This window comes from Halorussus halophilus (genome assembly GCF_008831545.1).
Classification (GTDB): Archaea; Halobacteriota; Halobacteria; order Halobacteriales; family Haladaptataceae; genus Halorussus; species Halorussus halophilus.
Genome location: NZ_CP044524.1, coordinates 403,828 through 425,993, shown reverse-complemented (window position 1 = coordinate 425,993; position 22,166 = coordinate 403,828). Strand labels below are relative to the sequence as shown.

22 protein-coding genes and 1 pseudogene are annotated in these 22,166 nt (G+C 59.9%); 4 read left to right on the top strand and 19 right to left on the bottom strand.

Going from position 1 to position 22,166, the window contains the following annotated elements; translation table 11 throughout:
* Positions 1-8: 8 nt before the first annotated feature.
* From F7R90_RS20090 to F7R90_RS20055, 8 genes are all read right to left on the bottom strand, one after another.
* Positions 9-1,337, bottom strand: a complete 1,329-nt coding sequence (locus F7R90_RS20090) for an ABC transporter substrate-binding protein (RefSeq protein ID WP_158059340.1) — start codon at positions 1,335-1,337, stop codon at positions 9-11.
* Between the two features lie 73 nt (positions 1,338-1,410).
* Complete coding sequence (locus F7R90_RS20085) at positions 1,411-2,079, bottom strand: helix-turn-helix domain-containing protein (protein WP_158059339.1); 669 nt, start codon at positions 2,077-2,079, stop codon at positions 1,411-1,413.
* A gap of 89 nt (positions 2,080-2,168) precedes the next feature.
* On the bottom strand, positions 2,169-3,425 hold the full coding sequence (locus tag F7R90_RS20080) for a Zn-dependent hydrolase (protein WP_158059338.1): 1,257 nt from the start codon (positions 3,423-3,425) through the stop codon (positions 2,169-2,171).
* 46 nt (positions 3,426-3,471) lie between these two features.
* Positions 3,472-4,122, bottom strand: coding sequence for an RNA ligase partner protein (locus F7R90_RS20075; protein ID WP_158059337.1), 651 nt, complete (start codon positions 4,120-4,122; stop codon positions 3,472-3,474).
* Between the two features lie 471 nt (positions 4,123-4,593).
* Positions 4,594-4,899: a HalOD1 output domain-containing protein gene (locus F7R90_RS20070; protein ID WP_158059336.1), complete on the bottom strand. Its 306-nt coding sequence runs from the start codon at positions 4,897-4,899 to the stop codon at positions 4,594-4,596.
* 257 nt (positions 4,900-5,156) lie between these two features.
* Positions 5,157-5,957, bottom strand: coding sequence for a helix-turn-helix transcriptional regulator (locus tag F7R90_RS20065; protein WP_158059335.1), 801 nt, complete (start codon positions 5,955-5,957; stop codon positions 5,157-5,159).
* Entirely contained in the window at positions 5,954-6,970 is a 1,017-nt protein-coding gene (locus F7R90_RS20060) for a hypothetical protein (protein WP_158059334.1), read from the bottom strand. Before F7R90_RS20060 ends, F7R90_RS20065 begins: the two co-directional genes overlap by 4 nt.
* A 117-nt stretch (positions 6,971-7,087) precedes the next feature.
* Positions 7,088-7,471, bottom strand: a complete 384-nt coding sequence (locus F7R90_RS20055) for a DUF7344 domain-containing protein (RefSeq protein WP_158059333.1) — start codon at positions 7,469-7,471, stop codon at positions 7,088-7,090.
* 234 nt (positions 7,472-7,705) lie between these two features.
* Here F7R90_RS20055 and F7R90_RS20050 point away from each other — a divergent pair, with 234 nt between their 5' ends.
* Positions 7,706-9,061 carry a tryptophanase gene (locus tag F7R90_RS20050; protein WP_158059332.1) on the top strand — a complete coding sequence of 452 codons (1,356 nt, stop codon included), beginning with the start codon at positions 7,706-7,708 and terminating at the stop codon, positions 9,059-9,061.
* 603 nt (positions 9,062-9,664) lie between these two features.
* Here F7R90_RS20050 and F7R90_RS20045 read toward each other — a convergent pair.
* Both F7R90_RS20045 and F7R90_RS20040 read right to left on the bottom strand, forming a co-directional pair.
* Complete coding sequence (locus F7R90_RS20045; protein WP_192498481.1) at positions 9,665-10,720, bottom strand: hypothetical protein; 1,056 nt, start codon at positions 10,718-10,720, stop codon at positions 9,665-9,667.
* A 352-nt stretch (positions 10,721-11,072) separates the two neighbouring features.
* On the bottom strand, positions 11,073-11,336 hold the full coding sequence (locus F7R90_RS20040) for a DUF7553 family protein (protein WP_158059330.1): 264 nt from the start codon (positions 11,334-11,336) through the stop codon (positions 11,073-11,075).
* Positions 11,337-11,510: 174 nt separating this feature from the next.
* On the opposite strand from F7R90_RS20040, the gene F7R90_RS20035 reads away from it, so the two are divergent.
* Positions 11,511-12,596 (top strand): DsbA family protein, encoded by a 1,086-nt coding sequence (locus tag F7R90_RS20035; RefSeq protein WP_192498480.1) that lies wholly within the window; start codon positions 11,511-11,513, stop codon positions 12,594-12,596.
* 41 nt (positions 12,597-12,637) lie between these two features.
* On the opposite strand, the pseudogene F7R90_RS20025 reads toward F7R90_RS20035, so the two are convergent.
* A pseudogene (locus F7R90_RS20025) lies at positions 12,638-13,153 on the bottom strand (ion channel); the annotation flags it as partial.
* 87 nt (positions 13,154-13,240) lie between these two features.
* Between F7R90_RS20025 and F7R90_RS20020 the strand changes: the two are divergent.
* A complete protein-coding gene (locus tag F7R90_RS20020) occupies positions 13,241-13,816 on the top strand; it encodes a GNAT family N-acetyltransferase (RefSeq protein ID WP_158059328.1) in 576 nt (191 codons plus the stop codon).
* Between the two features lie 14 nt (positions 13,817-13,830).
* On the opposite strand, the gene F7R90_RS20015 is transcribed toward F7R90_RS20020, so the two are convergent.
* The 7 genes from F7R90_RS20015 to F7R90_RS19990 all read right to left on the bottom strand — a co-directional run bounded on the left by F7R90_RS20015 (position 13,831) and on the right by F7R90_RS19990 (position 19,964).
* Positions 13,831-14,571, bottom strand: a complete 741-nt coding sequence (locus F7R90_RS20015) for an ABC transporter ATP-binding protein (protein WP_158059327.1) — start codon at positions 14,569-14,571, stop codon at positions 13,831-13,833.
* Positions 14,571-15,383 carry an ABC transporter ATP-binding protein gene (locus F7R90_RS20010; RefSeq protein ID WP_158059326.1) on the bottom strand — a complete coding sequence of 271 codons (813 nt, stop codon included), beginning with the start codon at positions 15,381-15,383 and terminating at the stop codon, positions 14,571-14,573. The genes F7R90_RS20015 and F7R90_RS20010 overlap by 1 nt, the downstream gene beginning before the upstream one ends.
* A complete protein-coding gene (locus F7R90_RS20005; RefSeq protein WP_158059325.1) occupies positions 15,380-16,399 on the bottom strand; it encodes a branched-chain amino acid ABC transporter permease in 1,020 nt (339 codons plus the stop codon). The genes F7R90_RS20010 and F7R90_RS20005 overlap by 4 nt, the downstream gene beginning before the upstream one ends.
* A complete protein-coding gene (locus F7R90_RS20000) occupies positions 16,392-17,288 on the bottom strand; it encodes a branched-chain amino acid ABC transporter permease (protein WP_158059324.1) in 897 nt (298 codons plus the stop codon). The genes F7R90_RS20005 and F7R90_RS20000 overlap by 8 nt, the downstream gene beginning before the upstream one ends.
* Before the next feature lie 6 nt (positions 17,289-17,294).
* A complete protein-coding gene (locus F7R90_RS19995) occupies positions 17,295-18,638 on the bottom strand; it encodes an amino acid ABC transporter substrate-binding protein (protein WP_158059323.1) in 1,344 nt (447 codons plus the stop codon).
* Positions 18,639-18,784: 146 nt separating this feature from the next.
* The gene (locus tag F7R90_RS22425) at positions 18,785-18,940 is read right to left on the bottom strand and encodes a hypothetical protein (protein WP_192498479.1); all 156 of its coding nucleotides are present in this window, start codon (positions 18,938-18,940) and stop codon (positions 18,785-18,787) included.
* A 49-nt stretch (positions 18,941-18,989) separates the two neighbouring features.
* Complete coding sequence (locus F7R90_RS19990; RefSeq protein ID WP_158059322.1) at positions 18,990-19,964, bottom strand: aldo/keto reductase; 975 nt, start codon at positions 19,962-19,964, stop codon at positions 18,990-18,992.
* Between the two features lie 102 nt (positions 19,965-20,066).
* Between F7R90_RS19990 and F7R90_RS19985 the strand changes: the two genes are divergently transcribed.
* Positions 20,067-20,447 carry a DUF4112 domain-containing protein gene (locus F7R90_RS19985; RefSeq protein ID WP_158059321.1) on the top strand — a complete coding sequence of 127 codons (381 nt, stop codon included), beginning with the start codon at positions 20,067-20,069 and terminating at the stop codon, positions 20,445-20,447.
* Positions 20,448-20,463: 16 nt separating this feature from the next.
* On the opposite strand, the gene F7R90_RS19980 is transcribed toward F7R90_RS19985, so the two are convergent.
* The gene (locus F7R90_RS19980; RefSeq protein ID WP_158059320.1) at positions 20,464-22,107 is read right to left on the bottom strand and encodes an alpha-amylase family protein; all 1,644 of its coding nucleotides are present in this window, start codon (positions 22,105-22,107) and stop codon (positions 20,464-20,466) included.
* Positions 22,108-22,166: the final 59 nt, after the last annotated feature.

Here is a 22,166-nt window from a genome sequence, read left to right as displayed (position 1 = left end):
TTGGGAGCTTACCCCTGCAATCCTCGGAGTTGCTCACCGAGCCAATCGACCGTCTCCTCTGGCGAGCGTCCACCGACGAGCAGCTGGTCGGCGGCCTGCCCGAACACCTGATTACCGTAGGCGTCTGCCGCGACGATGTTCGGCGCGCCGTCGTCGCCAGTAGCGAGGACGGACGTGAACGAGTCCCAGTTGTCTTTGACCATCTGGACGACTTCCGGGAACTGTTGGAGCGTTTCGTTTTGCTGCATCGGTTCGCTGTCGAGTTGCTCCCGACTCGGCGGGAACTGGAACAGCGGTGCCGAGAGGATGAAGTCGAAGACTCTGTCGGAACTGTTGAAGAAGTTCACGAACTGGCGTGCGCCTTCGGTTGCGTTGCCGTCGTTGCGCACCAGATGGCCCTCCATGTACGACCACCACTTGTCCTGAGCCTTCCCCTGCGGAACGGGGAACGGCATCGGACTGAACCGCTCGACGAGGTCAGGACGGTTCCCCATGATGGTCAGCATCGGCAACCCGCCGACGCTGACGCCCGCCGCCGCGTTCTCCTGTTGGAGCGCCGCGATGGCGTCTCCCCACTCCCAGCCGCTCCCGTTCGGGGAGTACTCGGCCATCTGGCTGACCCACTCGAACGTCTCGATTGCGAGTTGTCGGTTCTCGCCTTGGTCTACCGTGACTTCGATGGCGTCAGAACCGCCCGCGTAGATGTCCACGTCGTTCTGCCAGAGGTACTGAGTCATCTGCGTGTCGGCGTTGTTCGTCTGGCCCGATTGGACGATGTAGCCGTCGATGTCCTCGTTCTCGGTCACTCGCTGGGCCTCGGTGAGCCAGTTCTCCCACGTCGTCGGATTCTCCGGATAGATGTCGTTGCGGTACCACCCCATCAGCGGTTCGACGATGGCCGCCGCGAAGTACGACTCTCCGCCGACGTTGACCGGGTCCGGCAAGCTATTGCCCTGGACGGCTTCGGTGACTGGCGCGAGGACGCCGTTGCGTTGGAAGCGATACGCGTCTGTCGAGGTGTCGAAGAACATGTCCGGCGGGTTACCCGCCGCCACCATCTTTTGCATCTCTTGGTCGGTCGAAGTTCCCTTCGCAGTGTAGGTGACTTCGACAGTGTACTCTGACTGCTGTGACTCGAAGTCCGAGACGATTTGGTCGATGACCTGCCGCGAGTCTCCCCGGTCGGAGAGATACCGAATCGTCGTCCGCCCCTGTGCGCTGGCTAGTCCCGCGAAACCCAGTGTCGATGCTGCTCCCGTCGCTTGCAAGAATCGTCGCCTGCCGAGATGACGTCGCGTGTCGGTTCGTCGCCTGTCGGTGATGTGTTCCCCACCCATACAGGAACTATCCGGCCGAAGCGTCGATTTCTTTCCCCCTACAGGTGTAGGGCTTTGATAACAAGGAACACAGTCAGGTCGCTTCGCGGAGCATAAACGCCCGTTCGTCCGGCGTCGAACTGTCGGGCGTTCGTTCGTCGCTCAGCGCTTCTTCGAGGAGTTTCTTCTCGGCTTTTCGTAGATGTTCGAGCAGCGTCGAGTGAGCGATGTCGAACCGCTCGGCCAACTCCTCGGCGTCGATTCGTCGCGGCCAGTCGAAGTAGCCCTCGTCGAGTGCGGTCTCGACGATTTCGGCCTGTCGCGGTGAGAGCGTCGCCGTACGGTCGTAGTAGGGGGTGAGTCGCCCGAGGCTTACGCTCCCGATGTCTCGGAGACCGGCGACGATGGCTTTCAGGTCCTCGCGCCGGAACACGACCACGTCGAAGACTCGCTGACTGCCGTTGACTTTGTCCATCCCCCACAACATTCCGTGGTTCGACCGGATTACCGGCAGCGCCCCACAGGACCGCTTCGTCAGTAGCAGGTGCGTCTCGTCTACGACTTCGACGTGCTCGACCTGCGACGACTCGCGGAGTCGCCGTTCGAACCGGTCGCGCTGGTCTCCGGTATCGATGACGAGCGTGATGAGTTCGTCGTCGTGGACTTTCTCTTGGGTGACCGTGAACGGTCGGTTCCACTGACGCGTGAGTTCGCTCAGAACGCACTCTCGGTCGAGGTCGAAGTATATCTTCGCCCTGAGCATGCGAGAGCTTCGCAGGGTCCGAGCATCACGGTTTGGGTCGGTATCCGGGCGAAAAGCGGCGAATAAAGAGACACAGGGCCGCGAAAAAGCTACGCACCTGCCAACTCCGCCAACGTGCCAGCCAACACCCGCGTCGCCGTCGCGCAGTCGTCCCAATCGGTCCACTCTTTCGGATTGTGCGAGATGCCGTCCCGAGAGGGAGCAAAGAGAAGCGCGGCGTCCGTGACGCCCGCGACGTACATCGTGTCGTGGGCCGCCCCGGAGTGGAGGTCGAGCGTCTCGATGCCTGCGCGTTCACCCGCGTCGTGTGCGGCCTGCCGAAGCCTGTCGGCCATCGGGGTCGGTTCGAGGTCGAACGGTCGTTGGAAGGTCGTCTCGACGCCGCGTTCACGTTCGAGGCGAGCGAGGCTCTGGCGAGCACGCCGGACGATTGTCTCCATCGACTCGTAGTGTACGTCTCGGATATCGACGCCCAACTCCACGCGGCCCGGAACGACGTTCGTCGCGTTCGGAGCGACGGTGTGACTACCGACGGTTCCGACCGCGCTCTCGCTCTGACTGGAAACTACGTCGTTCGTGGCGCGTTCTACGTCGAGGACGAACTCGCTCGCGGCAGCGAGTGCGTCGGTTCGGTCTCCCATCGGGGTCGCTCCAGCGTGGTTCGCCTCGCCCTCGATGGTCACTTCGCAGTGGGTGATGCCCGTGATGGAGGTGACGACGCCGACCGGCACGTCTGCGGACTCCAGTCGCTCGCTCTGCTCGATGTGGAGTTCGAGCCACGCGTCCCACTCGCTGGCATCGAGTCGCCCGTTGCCCCGGAATCCAATCGGGTCGAGTGCGTCTTCGAGGGAGGTGCCTTCGTCGTCTTCGAGCGCGAGCGCTTCCTCTACCGACCGCTCGCCCACGGCGACCGAAGAACCGAGTAGGCCGTCGGCGAATCGCTGGCCTTCCTCTTCGGTGAACGAGACGACTTCGACGGGGCGAGCAGGCTCGATTCCTGCCTCCTGCATCGCGCGAACGGCTTCCAGCGCGGCGTAGACACCGAGCGGGCCGTCGAAGATACCACCCTCGGGAACGGAATCGAGGTGACTCCCAGCGGCGACGGGGGCCGCTTCCGGGTCCGCGGAGTCGGGCGTCCAGCGCCCGACGACGTTGCCTACTGCATCGACTCGCACGTCGAGATTTGCCTCTTCCAACTGGGCGACGAAGTACTCGCGTGCCCGTCGGTTAGCTTCGGAGCCTGTGAGGACGGTTCGTCCGCGGCTCTCTGACTCGTTCGTCTCAATCGCGCCGAACTCCGCGGTGGCTTCGATGTCCGCGCGGAGTCGGTCGGCGTCTACGTTCATGTGGCACGAGAGGTACCCCGAAGTAATGAGTGTCCGGGCAGGCAGTTCACTCGTTCGCGTCTAGATACTCTTCGAGCAACAGCGGGAAGTCTCGTCCCTTCAGGTACCGCAGGCCGAAATCTTCTGCCCACGCGACGATGCCGGTGTCCTCGGTGACGATTCCAGCGTCGAGTTCGCGGGCCAGAATCAGCAGGTCGAAGTCTTCCCGGGAGTCGAGGACGCCCCGGCGGAGCGCGCGACGGTACTTGTCGCGGAGGTCCGAAATTAGCTCGTCCACTTCGGTCATGTACTCTTCGCCTTCGACCGTTTTGTCTTCGAGTTCGTGGGCTTCGCGGACTGCCTCCTCCGAAACGCGCAACCCCTTGTTGACCCGGTCGCTCATCTCGTCGATGAACCCGTAGACGATTTCGGCCGGAATCATCACCTCGAAGCGTGCCGGGTTCTTCTTGATGACCCACGTGTTGAGTTTCGAGAACACTTCCTCGGAGACGCCGCGACTTTCGAGCATCGTGGTCAACTCCTCGTATATCGACGGCGGCACGTAACAGGAGATGTTGAGCGTCAACTTCGCTTCCGCGACGAGGTCGAGGAGGCGGAGTACCGCCTGTTCGACGTCCTCGTCACCACGGCGGATTTCGTCTGTGATGAACACGGACGTGTCGAGGACGAACCGTTGTTTGAGGGGATGCTCGGCCATTGAGGGACAGTTTCGTGGCTATCGGCAAATACCATTCCCCCATCGCGTTCGTCGATGTAGATACGTTCGCCCGGACGACTGTGTGAGAGAATACCTATCATGGAATGCCGAAAAACGTTTACTACCTTTCCCGACCTACGAAGTATTGGCGAGAACCGGGAGGATTCACCGGACGACTACGCTCGAACTGTCCGATTGGATGGAAAAGAACGTAGTTAGGGGCCTCAACTAAAGGACCTGTAACAGGGTCACGAGGTCGAACACCCCGAAGGAGAACCGAACCGGCCCAATACGGAGCCACCTAGGTGGCGACGCGTGAAGACCAAGTAACGGACGCCACGAAAGCGGTGTTCGTGAAACTGGCAAAAGTCAGCACGGTCGTACGGGCCGAGGAAAACGTCTCCCGTCTAGGTCCAATTCTCGGTTTTCCAGCGATTCTTTCGAGGACTACTCTTCGACTATCCAGAAAAGCTACACGTCGATCCGTTCTATTTCGACGAGGCCACTCGCGTGTACCGTCACTGAGTAGCCTTCGAACGTGAGAGACATCTCCCCGCCGAACTCGTCGGACCCACCGTGAGCGACGAACTTTTCCAACGATTCGGGGTTGACCGCACCGTAGAGGGGGTCCAACTCTAGGGGATGAACGCCTTCGAGTTCTGCGATTGCAATCGCAATCGATTCGGTGATGTTGGTGCTGTCCGTCGGGTCGTACCGAACGTGATGGGGTTCGGTCATGAAGTCTCGGTCGTCAACGAGTCGGTTGGTGTCTAGCATGGTTTCCTTGGGGGTTTGTGACGAGAACTGGGGCTACTTGGACTCACGAGTCAACTCTCGAGTACCTCCTTCGCCGAGGTGTTGCACACTCATAGGGGGCAAACCCACTTATAATCATCGGCGGCCGCTACCGAATTATGGGACGGGATTCAGTTCAGAAACGACGTTGGTTCCTGAACTGCTGTTCGATAGTGAACAGCTGTTCATCGATGAAACGACGCTGGCGGGACTGCCGTCAGAGAAGTTCCAGAACGTCCTCAATACTGCGCCATCGAGACCTCGTCGGCGTCAGATTTGAACTGTTCGTACACGTCCTCGGCCCACGTGACGGCCTTCGGGCACTCGGATTCGACGAACACCCGGGCGATTCCCTGCTCGTCGTGTGCCGCCATGCCGATCCGGTCGTCGAAAATGAACAGCTCGAACGGAAGGTCGTCGCGGACGCGGACTTCGAACAGTCCAGTCTCGGCAGCTTCGGTCGCTTTGGCGGTGTACTCTGACGCGATGATATCGACGACGTCGTATTCGAAGATGACTTCGATTTCCGTTCCGTTTAGCATCTCCCGGTGGGCGACATCGACGTAAAATGGAGAGATGATACTCGAAAACAGTCGCACCGATTCGGACGACTCGATGAGTTCGATGATGCGCTTGACCGCGAAGTGTGGCTGGCGGGGTTTCGGATGGGTGACAGTCGCGTCCTCGAACGCAGGCAACGGAACGTCCACCGCAGTCGGCTCCGCGATGTTCAGAAACGTTTCGAGGTCGTACGCCGTCGAGACCTCAGTCCGGAACGCCTCGACTGCGTCGGCGACCGAGTGACCGAACTCGGTCAGTTCGTACCCATCGTCCGTCTCTTCGAGGAGTCCTTTTTCGCTGAACGAACGAGTCGTTCGGTGGACCGTCGAACGAGACATGTTGAGCGAATCGACCAACTCCGGCGTTTCGTGTCGGCCCTGTTTGAGCGTGTCGAACAGTTCGGCGCGTTTCACGGCGTCAACCAGTAGGTCGTCGATCGAGCGAGAGTCGGTTCCCGATTGTTCTCTTGGTCGGTTCATTTCAAACCTCGGCTTGCAAGGTGGTACGAGAGCAGTTTCTCCATCCCCGAGAGGAACGAATCGACGTCCACAGACGTCAACTGGCTCTGTATCTGTTCTATCTCCTCGTGGTTCTGATGCCACTCGTCGAGGAACATCTCTTCGACGCCACGGTTCTGTATCCGTTCGACGAGTTCGTCACACCCTGGTCCGAATCGACCGGCGCTCAGTTTGTAGAGTTCTTCTCTATCGACGATGTCGTTTTCGAGCGCGTACACGACGACGCCGGAACTGTAGTCACCTTCTCGGAGTTCTCGTTCCCACGTCGTGACCCAGTTGCCGACGCGCGCCATTCGTTGGGCCCGCGAAACGACCTGTCGAAGCGACGCCAGTTCTCCCCGGTCGAACGACGGCGAGTGCATGAGGTCGATGTTGACGTACGTGAACAGCATCATGTTGTGGCAATCGTAGGTCGTAACCTCGTCGAGCGTCGCCATTTCGAGGTGTTGGTTCACCGTGTACGAGTAGTCGATGGCGTTGAGGTTCTGCTTCACGTCGAACTCGAATATCGACTCGAAGTCGCTGTAGCGCGGTGCGGTAGCTAGTTGCTCTTCGAACGCCTCCCACACCCGCTCGGCGAACGCGACGTACTCCTCGTTGACCGCCTCCCGCTCCGGTCGGCAACGCTGATGTGGCGACGGAATCTTCGACGCCTCTTCGAAGGTCGGCCGGTCCATCTGTCGCTCACCGAGGTCGTCCAGCAGGACGACGAACAGCGAGGCGAGTAGTTTCTGGTCGCGAACTCGCTCCTCGAACGTCGAATCGACACAGGAAAGCGTGACAGCCGGGAACATGAAGTAGAGCCACTGCCAGAGAAACCGGTCACGTTCCCCGACCGTCTCCTCGTACTCCTCGACGAGCGTCCGGACGCCGTTCGGTAGTTCGCAGCGCTCGACGCGCTCTATCCGCTCGTCGTCGTTCTCGATCCCTCGAACGGCCTCGAAGGAGTCGGGGGAGTCGTCGAACCGTGCCACCGGTGAGCGAATGGATTCGGACGACCTTATTGGTATCGGCTCGTTTTGGAGATTTGAGTGAAATCGTACACATATCTAAAATATGAGGTCGGAATAATCGCATTAGCCGATGTTCATTTACAAATCTAACTCGTCGTATAGGGATACGTAGCTCTCGATGCGGTGGTCGTCTCGGTATCTGACGGTTCGAGAGCGGGCGTCGTACGACACGACACCCATGTCGGCCAGTTTCGGTAGGTGATTGTGATGTAACGAGATGGCGACGTGTCTGCGTTGTGTCGGCGTACTCTCGCTCTCTTCCCGGAGGATGACCTCGTCCACCAGTGCGTCGATGTCCGCCACTCGGACCGAGGAGTCTGTGAAGTACTCGACGACGTACCGACAGCGCCGGTTCGCGAGACGCACGAGCAAATCCGAGTCCGAGAATCGCGAAGCGTCGAACGTCTCTCGGTCGAAGGACGGCCTGCAATTGTCGTCTGCGTTCGAAGCGTCGTCCGACATGATACCAAATGACAGCGTGAGCAGTTCTATAATACTACCGGGCGTTGACTGACAACTAATAATTCTAAACTTTACCCCGGGAAAAGCATCAAATAATAGCTTTCGTTGCGGGCGGGGAGAGAACTGTGATTGTATCCGCCGACGGACAGAGTCGGGTTCCACGTACCGAAACAGACCATCGATGGACGGATACATCACGCCAGTAATATATCTCCGGTCGGCGACTCCACGGACATGCGAGCGTACAAGTCGAAGGTGGTCACCCCGATTCGCCTCCCCGACCGCGACGAGCGGACGGCGAACCTCGAAACCGCGGGCTACAACGTCTTCAATCTAGACTCCGACTCGGTGTACGTCGATTTACTGACCGACAGCGGCACCGGCACCATGAGCGACGAGCAGTGGGCAGCCATGATGCGTGGCGACGAAGCGTACGCTGGCAGTTCGAGTTTCGAACGCCTGCAATCGGCCGTCTCGGACGTGATGGGCTTCGAACGAATCGTCCCCGCACATCAGGGTCGCGGTGCCGAGAACGTCCTCTACGGCGCACTCGTCTCGGAGGGCGACTACGTGCCGAACAACACCCACTTCGACACGACGCGCGCTCACATCGCCAACGCTGGCGCAGAACCTGTGGATTGTCCGATAGAGGGCGCACTGTCGAGCGACCAGCAATTCGCCGGTAACCTCGACGTGGAGAAGGTTCGGGACCTCGCGGACGAAGTCGGCGCGGAGAACGTTCCCGCTGTTCTCGTGACTATCACGAACAACTCGCTGGCGGGCCAACCAGTGAGCATCGAGAACCTGCGTGCGGCCCGCGAGGTCGCCGACGACCTCGACGCTCACTTCGTCATCGACGCCTGTCGCTTTGCGGAGAACGCCTACTTCGTTAAGGAGCGCGAAGACGAGTTCGCCGACCACTCCGTGGCTGACATCGCCCGCGAACAACTCGCCGAGGCCGACGCCATCATCATGAGCGGCAAGAAAGACGGACTGGTCAACATCGGCGGGTTCGTTGGCATCAGTGACGACGGAGCGCTCGATGGCCTCTACGAGGGGGTACGCCAGCGCGGCATCCTCTACGAAGGGTTCACCACCTACGGCGGCATGTCGGGCCGCGACATCGAAGCGATGGCGGTCGGTCTGCGTGAGTCAGTCGAGGAGGCCTACGTCGCGGACCGGGTCGGCCAGGTCCAGCAACTCGGGGAACTACTCGCCGAGCGCGACGTGCCGGTTCACCTTCCCACGGGCGGCCACGCTATCTACGTCGATGCAGACGCGTTCTTCCCAGACATTCCGGCCGAGCAGTTCCCTGGACAGGTGCTGGTCTGTGAACTCTACCGGGAGGGCGCAGTTCGCGGCGTCGAACTCGGTAGCTTCGCGTTCCCCGACACCGACCGGCCGGAACTCGTCCGACTGGCGCTCCCGCGCCGAACCTACGGCACGGACCACCTCGAACACGTCGCCGAGACGTTCGAATCGGTCGCCGAGCGCCGTGACGCTGGCGAGACTACTGGGCTAGAAATAGTCGAAGAACCGGAGATGAAAGAGCTTCGGCACTTCAGCGCGGAGCTACAGCCGGTTAACTAGACGCAGACCGGTACTCGGGTTTTCGTGTTTTCCGTATTTCAAATACAGGTCTATATTTCCCCAGCAATAGCGTAGAGAACTCGCTCACGTGGGACGTGTTGTTCCAGGATGAGTCGCTGTCCATCGTGTCGTACTGCGGGGTCTGAATGTACGAACTGCCAGTGTTCGGTATCGTCGTTGTACGAAGGTACCTCCAGAAAATCGTCTGTTGAATTCGTTAGTTCTGTGTACTCTCCCGGTAAGGAGTTGAACAATATTTCGACGGTATCTTCGGCAGTGGTAATTCCAGAGACAGTCTCAACTTTTCGTTCCTTTATAACGCGATATACGTTCTCGCGAGGGACGGATACGGGCTGTACGTCGTCTCCTAAGTCTGGTTCGCGTCTAAGTGCTTCAATAGGGAACTTCCAATGGCACGCATCGACATCGTATATCAGTTCGTCTGTAGAACAAAGTGGGGCCGACTCGTCATCAGAGAATTCGATATTGAAGACATTCTGTGCATTCCTATCACTACCATCGAAGTAGATAATCGCTCGACTCATCATTCGAAGGATGATGTGAACGTCAATAAAGTAATGGGATAGTTCTCAATAAGATACTCTAAAAGTAGATACTCTCTTGATTTTCAAGCTTGTAAGCTCCAGCACCGACTGCATTACCATCGCTATTTTTCTGAGTTGCTGGTCCGATAATATATTGCACGGTCTGATTTAGGTCGTCGATATATTCCTCCACGTAGCGTGGCGCACCAGAATCACCTCCAAACTGGGCGTCAGATGTCAGAACAAGATCAGTCAAATCTTCAGAACCACTAATATCGCAGGTAATAGTTGTAGATAACCCGATGACTCTCTCTCCGGTCGTCAGTTGTGACTTTTGACCGTACTTACGAACGGAGTAATCATACTCGTCTCGCATTCTCTGCAACTCCTTCTTCGCAACCGCTCCATCGATGTAACCCGGCTGATTATAAATGCCAGACCCTATCTCGAAATCGGATTCACGAGCATCCGCAATCGCAACGTCGTGAGATTGCCAATCGTCCGTAACCACTCCAAATTTTTCGTCGTCCGAGTACGCTGCGTTGTTGTCCAAGGTAGGGTCACAGCGACCGCTTTCGGTAAACATATGTCTCGCGGTCATTATTCGTGTCGAACCACCGTACGTGACTTTGCTAGTCAACGTTGCTTCGTTGTCGAAAGCTCCTCCCGACATTCCGCCTTCTAGAACTGTCGTATCATGCAGTTTCATGGCAGGTTCAACAGAAATTGGCACGTTGTCTATTGATTCCGGCACTGCCGCTCGTACCTTGTCAATATCAGATTTTGCCCGAACAACTACCTTTCCCGTTCGATAATTTTTGGTCAACTTGTCCCCCGGGACTTGCTCGACAGCTTCTACCTCAGGAGTTCGTAGGAACGTTTCACAGAGGTCATCTACGACTTCGTCCACGAGTTTCGTACGCTCAAACCAGCTTCGAGAGACACTTTGCCAAGCAATCACCTCTCCATGAGATTGATACTTCGGTATTTCCACAACTTTCTCGCCACGGCCACTAGTAATACCGGTGCCGAGTAGACTTAAGCTACCAGCGGCTACTGATCGGAGGGTCGCTCTTCGGGAAGCTAACAATCTGTCCGCGTTATTATTTCTCATATATCGTTGTTATATTCATACCGTAAATAATTAAATGAAATATGATTTTGAGGCCTCTACTCTGCTATCGCACTAGTGTCCAGATTAGCCTCAGAGTCCTCACCTCCGGCGATCAGCATCACAAAACCGACAACTCAAGTACGGCCCTGTCACAGAACACATACGTCTGTGGTTGCCGATTACGATAGTATCGAGCAGACAAGCCGAAGGTGGTCACACCGATTTGACTCACGCTCCCGCGACGCTGGCGAGATAACGGGACTCGAAATCGTCCAAGAGCCGGAGATGGCCGAGTTGCGCCACTTCAGCGCGGAGTTACAGCCGATACAATAACACGGTCGAACTTTCCTATTCAGACGCCCTCGACCGTCTCGCGGTAGGCGTTGACGTGGGCGACGATTTGCTCTATCTCGGACGCTTCGAGGTCCCCTTCGAGTTCACGGACGTTGTGCGTGATTCTGGCGAGACCCCCGTGGTCGGGACCGTCCTCGGCGTCTGCCATCTTCCGCAGTCGGTCGGCGTACTCTGCGAGTTGCTCGTCGGTCTCGGCGTCGTCGGTGTGTTCGCGTGCGTCTTCGAGTTTCGCGGCGGCCTTCCTGAGTTGTTCTCTGCTCACGGGTGCCTGTTCGTCGGTCTCCGACAAAGTGTTTCTGACGGCGGCGCGTTTTGGTGGGAGACCCCGTTAATTGGTGTCAAAGAGCCACTTATCGAGGGAATAATCACGCTGTAGACGGAGGGACGAGCGCTTATCTCACGGCTAATAATGGTCGAGCGGGAGATAGTGGCGCGTATGACCGAGAAAGACGACCGCCGACGCTTCTTGCAACTCGGTGGAACTGCGCTTGTCGGTGCGTTAGCGGGCTGTAACAGCGTGATGAACGGCGATTCGAACCAGACGACCACGGGAAGAGCGACCAGCGGTTCGACCATGGGAACGATCGAAAAGTCCACGACGACGGAAACTCAGACCGCGAGACCGACCGAAACGACGGTCAAAGACCCGACAGCAGCCAACGTCTCCTTCCAGAAGCCGGGCGGTGTCATCTCGTCGGTTTCGATACCGAAGCAACCGACCTCGTACAAGTACCCCGTCATGGGGTCTGACGACGCCCCACTCACTCTCACCTTCTACGGAGGGTGGAAGTGCCCCTATACGCACAACTTCGCCATCAAGTACATGGAGACGTTCCTGAAGAAGTACGTGAAAACGGGGAAGGTCCAACTTCGTTTCCGCGGCGTGGCGTACAACGACGGCGAACCGTTCCACGGCCCGGACGAACCTCGGCTCGCACGGGCAGGATTGGCCGTCTGGACCGCCGAGCCAAAATCGTTCTGGGACTTCTTCGACCTCTGGTTCCACAACCAGCAGCGCGACTCCGGATGGGCGACCACCGAGAACATCCTCGCTGTTGCGAAAGAGGCGGGCGTGTCCAAGCAAGCCCGGAAGTGGGTCGTCGAGGCCATCCAGACCGGGAAGTATCAACGCCACATCGACCAGACGATGAAGCAAGTCAAGCAGATACCGATTCCCACGATTCCGAGGATCGTCGTAGACGGGAAGCCGCTCTCGCCGAACACCGAGCGAAAGAAACTGGAGCGTGCGATAAACGCCGCGCTCGGCACCGAATCGGGCACGACGACCGAGACGACGACCACGGACGGGACCGAGACGACGAGCGACACCACTACGGAGTCCACTGAGACGACAACGACGACTACAGAAACCTCGACCACATCCGCTACCACCACGACGAGCGATACGACGACGAACTCGACGACTACGACTACGACAACAACAACGACAAACTCGACGACTCAGAACACGAGTACGAGCGGTAACTCTACTGCCGACCGCTGGTGGCACGACCTGTTTTAGGCACCCGTCTCCTCGGACTTCGACTCCGAACGACGGGTGAGTTAGCTCCCGCCTAGCACGCGCTTGAAGAGCGTGAACGTCAACAGGGTGAAGAACAGCCCGTTTAGCATCCCCTGCGACGCCGCCATGATTCGAGCGAGCCAACCGTGTGGGCCGATATTCCCGTAGCCGATGGTGCTGAAGCTGATGTAGCTGTAGTAGACGCCTTTGAACAGCACTTCGCCGGGGTTTGGTGCGTTCCAGATGACGCCCGCACCAGTTTCGAGCGGGCCACCCATGACGTAGAGGACGCCGAACGCCAGCGGGAGCAGGAAGGTGAACGCCGCGATTCGGGGGAGGCGGTTCCCGTACCCACACGTTATCTGCATGAAGAGGTTCAAGCCGACGCTCGCGCCCTTCTTCACGCGGCCCCACCCGTTCAGCGAGTACTCCCGGAGCGTGATTTCGATGTTCTTCTTGCGGTTGTAGAAGTACCGCTTGAACTCGAACTCGCGGCTCGCGGGCGTGCCGCCCATCGCGTTGGCGCTGTCCTGTGCTTTGCGGTACGTCTCCTCGATCGTGATTTCTTTGGAGGTCAGTAACCCGATACCGAATCGAGATAGCTAATCGACACGACTTTCGGGGCTGGCCGAGAACCGCCGCCGATGGCGACGCTCTCCCCGTGGCGACTCGTTCGGAACCCATACACGAGAGCAGCGTATGACTTTCTCGCGCGCCACGGAGTCAAAGTCTCGAAGATGCACCTGTACGGGGCGAATTTGGACGATTTCGAGGCCGAACAAACAGCGTTCGAGACGGTCTCCTTCGACGTCCGGGCCTCCGACGAACTGACCCCACCGCCGAGTCAGGACGCAAGTGCGCTAACTTGCGAGGACGACGTAGTCGTCGCAGTCGCCGACGGGGACCCCGTGGGCTTCCAGACGCTCAGTCTCGACAGAGCTGTCTACATGTCGCCGGTAGAGCGCGAATTGGAGTTCGAGGCGTTCCTCTGGGGATTGTACGTCACGCCGAACTACCGAAGACGCGGCATCGCCACGGAACTGATTCGTCGGTCGCTCGCGCTAGCGAGGGAGCGCGGTGCCGACGAAGCCTACACGTTGGTTGCACTCGACAACGGCATCTCGAAACGCGCGCTGACCACGAACGGCTTCGAACCAAGCCGCGAAGTGTCGTACTACAAGTTTCGAAGATTCGAAAGGAGGGTCGAGCGGGCGCTGTGAACTGCTCGTCCGATTCACCCACCAAGATACAACCGCCCGACCTCCTCGTCTTCGAGCAACTCCGTCCCAGTCCCCGAGTACTGTATTTCGCCGCTGGCCAGCACGTAGCCCCTGTCGGCTACCGACAGTCCCTTCTCGGCGTTTTGCTCGACCAGCAGAATCGTCGTGCCCAGTTCGTTCAGGCTCTCGATGCGGTCGAACACCTGCTCCATGTAGGTAGGTTCCAGTCCGATGCTCGGTTCGTCGAGCAACATCAGTCGCGGTTCGACCATCAGCCCTCGTGCGAGTTCGAGTAGTCGTCGCTCGCCGCCCGAGAGCATCCCCGCCTCCTGTTCGCGCAGGTCGGCCAGTCGCGAAAATTCGTCGTACAACTCCTCGGCGCGACGAGTCGCACGCTCGTCGTCGTCGAAGACGTAGCCGCCCATCAGCATGTTCTCGTGGACGGTCATCTCCGAGAAGACCGACGAGGACTGGAGGACGTAAGCCATCCCCGACCGCAGACTCGCTTGCGGACTGCGCCCGGTTACGTCGTCGCCGTCGAACGAAACGCGGCCGTCGAACACGTCCGCGAAACCGTAGATTGCCTTCATCACGGTACTCTTTCCCGACCCGTTTGGGCCGACGAGACAGGCGATTTTCTCTTCTGGGACGACCAAATCCACGTCGTGGACGACCGTCGTATTCCCGTAGCCCGCCGTGACTCCGTCGAGGTTCAGCAGTGGTTTCGCTTCCACCGCTGCTTTCTCTCCCGCCATCACTCTCTCCCCAGATACGCGTCCAAGACGCGCTCGTTCGACTGGATTTCTTCCGGCACTCCCGCCGCGATTCGCTCGCCGTGCGCGAGGACGTACACCCGGTCGGACACGTCCATCACTACGTCCATGTTGTGTTCGATGAGGAAGATGGTCAGTCCCTCGTCGTTGGCCTCGCGGATGTAGTCGAGCAGTCGGCGAATCATCGAGGGGTTGATGCCGCCCGCCGGTTCGTCCATCAACAGTACGTCCGGGTCGGTCATCAGCACCATCACGAACTCTAGCAGTTTCTGCTGGCCGAAGCTCATCCGCCCGGCGCGCATCCCGCGCAGTTCCCACAGGTTCACGTTCCGAAGCAGCGTCTCGGCACGTTCACGCGCCGCATCGCTCGGCGGTCGCATCAGTCGTCCCAGCGACCGGTCCTCGCTCGCCGCGACGAGGGCGTTCTTCTCGACGGTCATCCCGTCGTAGATGCGCGTGTGCTGGAACATCCGTCCGAGGCCAGCAGACGCAACCTTGTGTTCTGCCCACCCGGTAATCTCCTCGTCCCGAAGGTAGACAGACCCCGAGTCGGGACGAGTTCTCCCTGCGATGCAGTCGAACAGCGTCGTCTTACCTGACCCGTTCGGGCCGATGAGACCGACGATTTCTCCGTCGAAGATTTCGGCGTCCACGTGGTCTACCGCGGTCAGACCACCGTATCGCTTGGTGATGCCTTCGACGCGGAGGACCGGGTCGTCTCGGGTCGTACTCGTGGTGTCAGTCGCCGCGTGGTCGGTAGTCGCCGCAGACTGTTCGCCAGCGTCGGAACTCACGAATCGGTCACCTCCGCTTCCTCCTCGCTTGTGTCCGCACCGACTCTGTAGTACTCCATCCCGCTCGCGCGCTCTTCGAGTGTGCCGACGATTCCCTCCGGTAAGAGCAACACCGTGGCGATGATGATGAGTCCCAGCGCGACGAGTTGCCACCCCGGAAACATCGTGTTCACCGCGAAGATGACCAGCGTGAGCGCGAACGCGCCGACGATTGGTCCGGCGACGGTGCCCGCGCCGCCGATGAGCGCCATCGTGATGAGTTCGACGTTCCAGCCGAGGTTGTACGCAGTCTGAGGGTCGATGAAGGTGTTGTACGCACCCCACGCGCCGCCGACCCACCCCGTGAAGAGTGCCGAGAGCATCCACGCCGCCGTCTTGTAGTACGTAGTGTCGAATCCCATCGCTATCGCGCGGTCCTCGTCGTCCCGCACCGCGTTCAGCACGTAGCCGAATCTGGTCCGGGTGAGATAGAGGACGACGGCGACTTCGACGGCAAGGATGACGAGGAAGACGTAGTAGAACGTCTCTTCGGGCGGGATATCGAGCAGTATCTTCCCGCTCGCGCCGCCCGTGAACTCGAAGTTCCGACTGAGTTGAATCGCCACGAGCAACACACCGAGCGTAGCGATGGCGAAGTAGCCCCCGCGAAGGCGGAGCACTGCAAGACCGATGACGAGCGCGAACCCCACCGCGACGAATCCGGCGGCGAAGACGGCCATCGGAAAGGCTACTCCCACGTCTTTCAACAGAATCGCCGTCGTGTACGCGCCGAAACCGAAGAAGGCCATGTTGCCGAAACTCGGATAGCCGGTCTGGCCGCCGACGAGGTCCCACGACAGGGCCAGCACGGCGAACACCAGCATGTCGGCGACGACGGTCATGTAGAAGCCGGAGAGCCCGAACACTGGCAGGAGAGCGCCGACAACCACAAACACTGCGAGGATGACCCACGCGTAGCGACTTGTCGCCGCGAGCAGGTGTGAGAGACCGCTCTCCGTCGTTCGCTCGTTACTCATGTGCTTCGCCACCCTCCTCTATCGGCCTGCCGAACAGTCCGCTCGGCCTGACGAGCAACAGCACGATAAGAAGCGAAAAGCTCACTGCGAGCGTCCACTGACTCCCCGCTAATCCGGCGGTCAGTTCTTCGACGGACCCCAACAGCAAGCCCCCGACGAGCGCGCCGGGGACGCTCCCCAACCCGCCGAAGACGACGATGACGAAGCTCTTCAGCGTGTACACCAACCCCATCTGGGGCTGGACGTTCAGAATCATCGCCACGAAGCTCCCCGCTCCGCCCGCGATGGCCGCCGAAAGACCGAACGTCACTGCGCGCGTATGAGCCACGTCGATGCCGACCAGTCGTGCGGCTTCGGGGTTCTGCGCCACCGCACGAATCGCTCGCCCGCGACGCGTTCGTCTGAGATACGTCCAAAGCGCGAGTGTGAGGACGATAGCTCCGACGAAGGCAATCAGCTTCATCTTCGGAATCACGACGCCAGCGACGACTATCGAGGGGTCCGCGAACCCGACCGTGACGGCCCGTGGCGTGGCGGACCACGCCTGAATGGCCAACTGTTGGATGACGATGCTGACGCCGAAGGTCACCAGCAACGTCAGAAACAGGTCGGCGTCCGTGACCCGCGAGACGAGCAGTCGCTGGAGTAGGTAGCCGACGACGTACAGCACCGCGACTGCGACCGGAACGGTCAGCAACAGGAGCCACGGCGACTGCAAGCCCGAGAACGCGACTAGCCAGTAGGTGACGTAGCCGCCCAGCATCAGCAACTCGCCGTGTGCGAGGTTGATGATACCGACGACTCCCCAGATGAGTGCGAAACCTACCGCGACGGCCGCGAACAGCGCCCCGACGAGCAGGCCGTTCACGACGAACTGTGCGACAGCCATCCGTCGTTACCGTTCCGACCAGTCGGGCATCGGGTAGATAGGCGAACGCTGCTGAACTTCTTCGGGCCAGACGATGGTCTTCTGAGACCCGGCGGGACCGCCTTCTCCCCCCGTCGCGGTGCCGTTCGCCGTCTGGTTCCCAGTCTGGGTTGCAGTGGCGTTCGCGGGGGCGTCAGCAGTTTGTCCCCCTCCACCCTGTTGTGGCTGCCACTGGTAGACGAGCATGTTCTTGCTGATGACGCCGTTCTGGCCGAACGAAATGTCACCGTACGCGCTGGTGAACTGGATGTCTCGGATGGCGTTCCTGACGTTCGTCGGGTTCAGTTCGTTCACTTGCTGGAACGCTCGCTGGAACGTCTCGATGACGGCTGCGCCCGCGGCATTGTGGTAGTCGGGGTCGTAGCCGTACTCGTCCTGAATCGCGCTGACGAACTCGCCGGTCGAACCGTAGACGCTGTCCTCGAAGTCTGCGTTGATAGCCCACGAACTTGGGCCGTACATGTAGTCGCCGTTCGCTCCGGTCTGTTCCTTGAACGACGCAGTGAGACTTCCGACCGTCGCCATCGCCATATCCACGTCGACGTTCTGCGCCTCCATCTGGCGCGCGAGGATGACCGCGTGCTTCTGGTGGGCCGCGAGGATGAGTACGTCTGCGGGACTGCTCCGAACCCGTCCAAGCAGTGTCGAGAGGTCCGACGTTTCGCTCGGGAAGGTCTGGTCCACCGGAATGTTCACGCCGACTTCGTTCAACTTCTGGCGTGCGCCCTCCGCGGAACTCTGGCTGAACGTGTCGCTCTCTGCGAGCAGTGCCGCCGCCTGCGGCGGATTCTCTTGGGCCATCGCCATGTCGATGCTCGACAACGGATACTTGTCGGCGGTCGGGAGGAGGCCGAAAATCCACTCGTTGCCTTGACTGAAGATTTCCGGACTCGCGCCGCCACCCTCGACCATCGGCTTCTGACTGCGGGCCGCCACTGCGCTCGCCGGAAGCGTGACCGTACTCGAATACGGCCCGAGCAGGTAGTTCACCCCTTCGCGGTCGATGAGTTCTTGATAAATCGCGCGACTAGTCGAGGCGTCGCTCTCGTCGTCCCGCAGTATCATCTCCAACTGGTAGGTGTTGCCGTCGCCCGCCTCGACGCCGCCCGCCTCGTTGATTCGCTGGATGGTCAACTCGTACGAATCCTGATACAGTTGTCCGAGGTCCGCGTTGTCCCCCGAGAGACTCATCGAGCCGCCCAGCGTAATTGTCTGATTCTGTGCCGCCGCACTCCCCATTCCAGTCAGTACCGTGACGCTCGTCGCCCCCGTCGCCTTGAGGTACTGCCGTCGTGACGTGTCGGTTTCCATCGCTCCGCAAGTGGCACGGCATGGCAACACATAACAGTAATTATTATTCGTTTTGTATTGCTCCGAGAAAGCGCAGATAAACGGAGACGAGGTCGGAGAAATGTGTTATTTGTGCTGATATTTCGCGTTCGGTAGGGATAGATTGCTCAACGGGAGTACAACAGAAGTGCGACTAAAAACACCAGAAAGAGGGGGATGCTCCACACGACAGATTCGAATGGTGCGCTGAACAGTACGATTGCGCCCATGGCGACGAACTCTACTGCCACCAAGACGCTGAGGGCTTTGGCTTGGCTGGCCATCTTGTGAGAAGTACCTCGCGTCAACAATGTAACTCTACTGGGTAGGGTATCACTCGTGGCCCGACACCCGAACGGGTTCGTACGGCTCTTCGAGATACGCCAAGTCGCCCGACGAGAGGTCTATTTCGAGTGCTTCCACCGCGTCCTCTAGATGCTCGACACTCGTCGTGCCGACGATTGGCGCGTCCACCCAGTCTTGGTGGAGCAACCACGAAAGGGAGATTTGGGCCATCGTGACGCCCCTGTCGGCCGCGAGTTCCTTGACGCGCTCGTTGATCTCGTCGCCGCCACCCTCGCGGTAGGGGTGTCGGTACATGTGTTCTTCCGTCTCGCCGCGCTTCGTCGCGTCGATGTCCTCGTGGGGCCGAGTGAGGTAGCCACGCGCGAGGGGACTCCACGGCATCACACCGACACCCTCCTTTTGGCAGAGTGGGAGCATCTCGCGCTCCTCCTCTCGATACACGAGATTGTAGTGGTTCTGCATCGAGACGAACCGGTCGAGTCCGAGTCGCTCGCTGGTGTGGAGTGCGTCTGCGAACTGGTGGGCCCACATCGAACTCGCGCCGAGGTACCTGACCTTCTCGCGGCGCACGGCGTCGTCTAGCGCGCGGAGGGTCTCCTCGATGGGGGTGTCGTCGTCCCAGCGGTGAATCTGGTAGAGGTCGATGGTATCCATGCCGAGCCTGTCGAGGGAGTTCTCCAACTCCTGCTCGATGGCCTTCCGGGAGAGACCGCCCGAGTTGGGGTCCTCGTCGTCCATCTGGAAGTAGCACTTCGTGGCGACGACGCTCTCGTCGCGGCGGCCCTCCAGAGCGTCGCCCAACACGCGCTCGCTCTCGCCGTTCGAGTACATGTTCGCCGTGTCGAAGAAGTTGATTCCGAGGTCGATTGCGCGCTCGATTATCTCCTCGCCGTCCTCGGGGTCCAGCACCCACGGCCGCCAGTCGCTGTCGCCGAAGCTCATGCAACCCAGACAGATGCGGCTTACTTCCAGTCCCGTGTCGCCGAGCGTCGTGTACTCCATGCGCGTGCTATCGCGGAGCGAACTGAAAAAACTGCGTACGGCGGCAGGCTTGCACAGCAAGCCAGCGCACTTTTGGCTCCCGAGCGCCAAAGAGTGCTACCCATGACCACCGACAGCGACGGAGAACCAATCGAAGTGAACGTCTCCGAGGAACCACCCGGATTAGAGCGCGCTCGCGCGGCCAGTAACTTGCTCGACGAGGCCGTCGAACTACCGGTCGTCAACTACAAGGTCGGACTCGACCCGATGCTCGGCCTCATGCCGGTCAGCGGCGACGCCGCCTCCGCCGCCCTCTCGCTGTACGTCGTCGCCGAGGGTGCCCGGATGGGGGCTTCCACCGGGACCATCGCTCGAATGCTGGCCAACGTCGGCATCGACTTCGCCGGGGGCGTGGTCCCAATCGCTGGGACGGTGTTCGACGCCGTCTGGAAGGCCAACGAGCGCAACGTGAATCTGCTCGAAGAAGAGTTCGGCGCGGAGTAACGAAGTTCGGTACGACTCAATTGAGTCGCACCCAGCAGTAGCCGTACTCCCCCAAGTCGAACCGCCACCCGTCCTCGACTTCCTGGAGTTCGGACCCGTCGAACAATCGTGTCGGCGACCCTTCCAAGTCGAGCGTCACCGTAGTCTCCTCGTCGCCGAGATTGTGGACCGCGACGAGCGTTCCAGTCTCGCTCCGTGGCCCCGTGCCGCCCCGCATCCGGTGAGCGAACACCGCATCGTCAGTCGTTTCCAGAACTTCGCAGTCACCACTCCCGATTTCGGGGCACTCGCGGCGAACGTGAATCAACCGCGAGAACCAGTGGAGCAACGAGTCTGGGTCGCCACGCTGGTCGGCGACGTTGACCGATTCGTAGCCATAGTCGTCACCCGAGACGACTGACCGGACCAGTTCGTCGGGGTCTGCGGTCGAAAATCCGCCATTCTTCTCGCTCGACCACTGCATCGGAACGCGAACCGCGGTTCGACCCGGTAGCGAGAGGTCGTCGCCCATGCCGATTTCGTCACCGTAGACGAGCAGTGGGGTCCCCGGCAACGAGAAGAGCAGACTGTACGCGAGTTCGAGTCGGTCTCTGTCGCCGTCGAGCATCGGTGCGAGTCGGCGACGGATGCCCCGACCGTAGATTTGCATCGACTTTTCCGGTGCGAACTCCGCGAAGACGGCCTGCTGTTGGGCGCGTGCCAGTCGTCCGACGTTGAGTTCGTCGTAGTTGCGAAGGAAGTTCGCCCACTGACCACCGACAGGGACCTCCGGCAGCATGTCGAGGACAGTCTCCAGCGGTGCGGCGCGTTCCTCTGCGAGCGCCAACACGAGGTACGCGTCGAGCAGGAAGTTCAGCAGGACGTTCAACTCGTCTCCGTCTCCGAAGTACGCAGCTAGTTTGTCGGGCGCGTCGTCGGCCTCGCCGAGCAAGATGGCGTCGTCGCCTCGACGTTCGACGAACTTTCTCATGTCTCGGAGGACGCCGTGGGGGTCGTCTAGTTTCGTTCGTTCCAAGCCGCCCTTGTTGTCGATGAGGAGCGTCGCCGCATCGACGCGGAACCCCGAGACGCCGAGCGCGAGCCAGAAGCCCATGATTTTGCGTATCTCCTCGCGGACGGCGGGGTTGGCTGTGTTCAAATCCGGCTGGAAGTGGTAGAACCGGTGGTAGTAGTGCTTCTCGGCGACCTCGTCGTAGCTCCAGATGGTGTCCTCCTCGCCGGGAAACACCGCGCCGCGCTGTGGGTCCGGTTGGTCCGGCGGGTCGTCGGTCCAGATGTAGTAGTCTCTATACGGAGAGCCCGGGTCGCGGCGGGCCTCCTGAAACCACGGATGCTGGTCGGAGGTGTGGTTGACAACCAAATCGACGATGACCTCGATGCCCCGACGGTCGGCCTCGCGGAGAAACTCCACGAAGTCGCCCAGCGTCCCGTGTCGCTTGTCCACCCCGTAGTAGTCGGTCACGTCGTAGCCGTTGTCCCGGTTCGGCGACGGGTAGAACGGCAACAACCAGATGCTGTCGATGCCGAGTCCCGCGAGGTAGTCTAGTCGCTCTGTCAGTCCCTGAAAGTCGCCGACGCCGTCGCCGTTTCCGTCCGCGAACACTTCCACGTCGATGGCGTAGAAGACGGCGTTTTCGTACCAGCGGTTCTTCGTCCCCATAGGTCCCAGGGAGACGTGTCGGCGGCGATTCCCAAAACTGGTTGGGTCCCAGAGAGTGT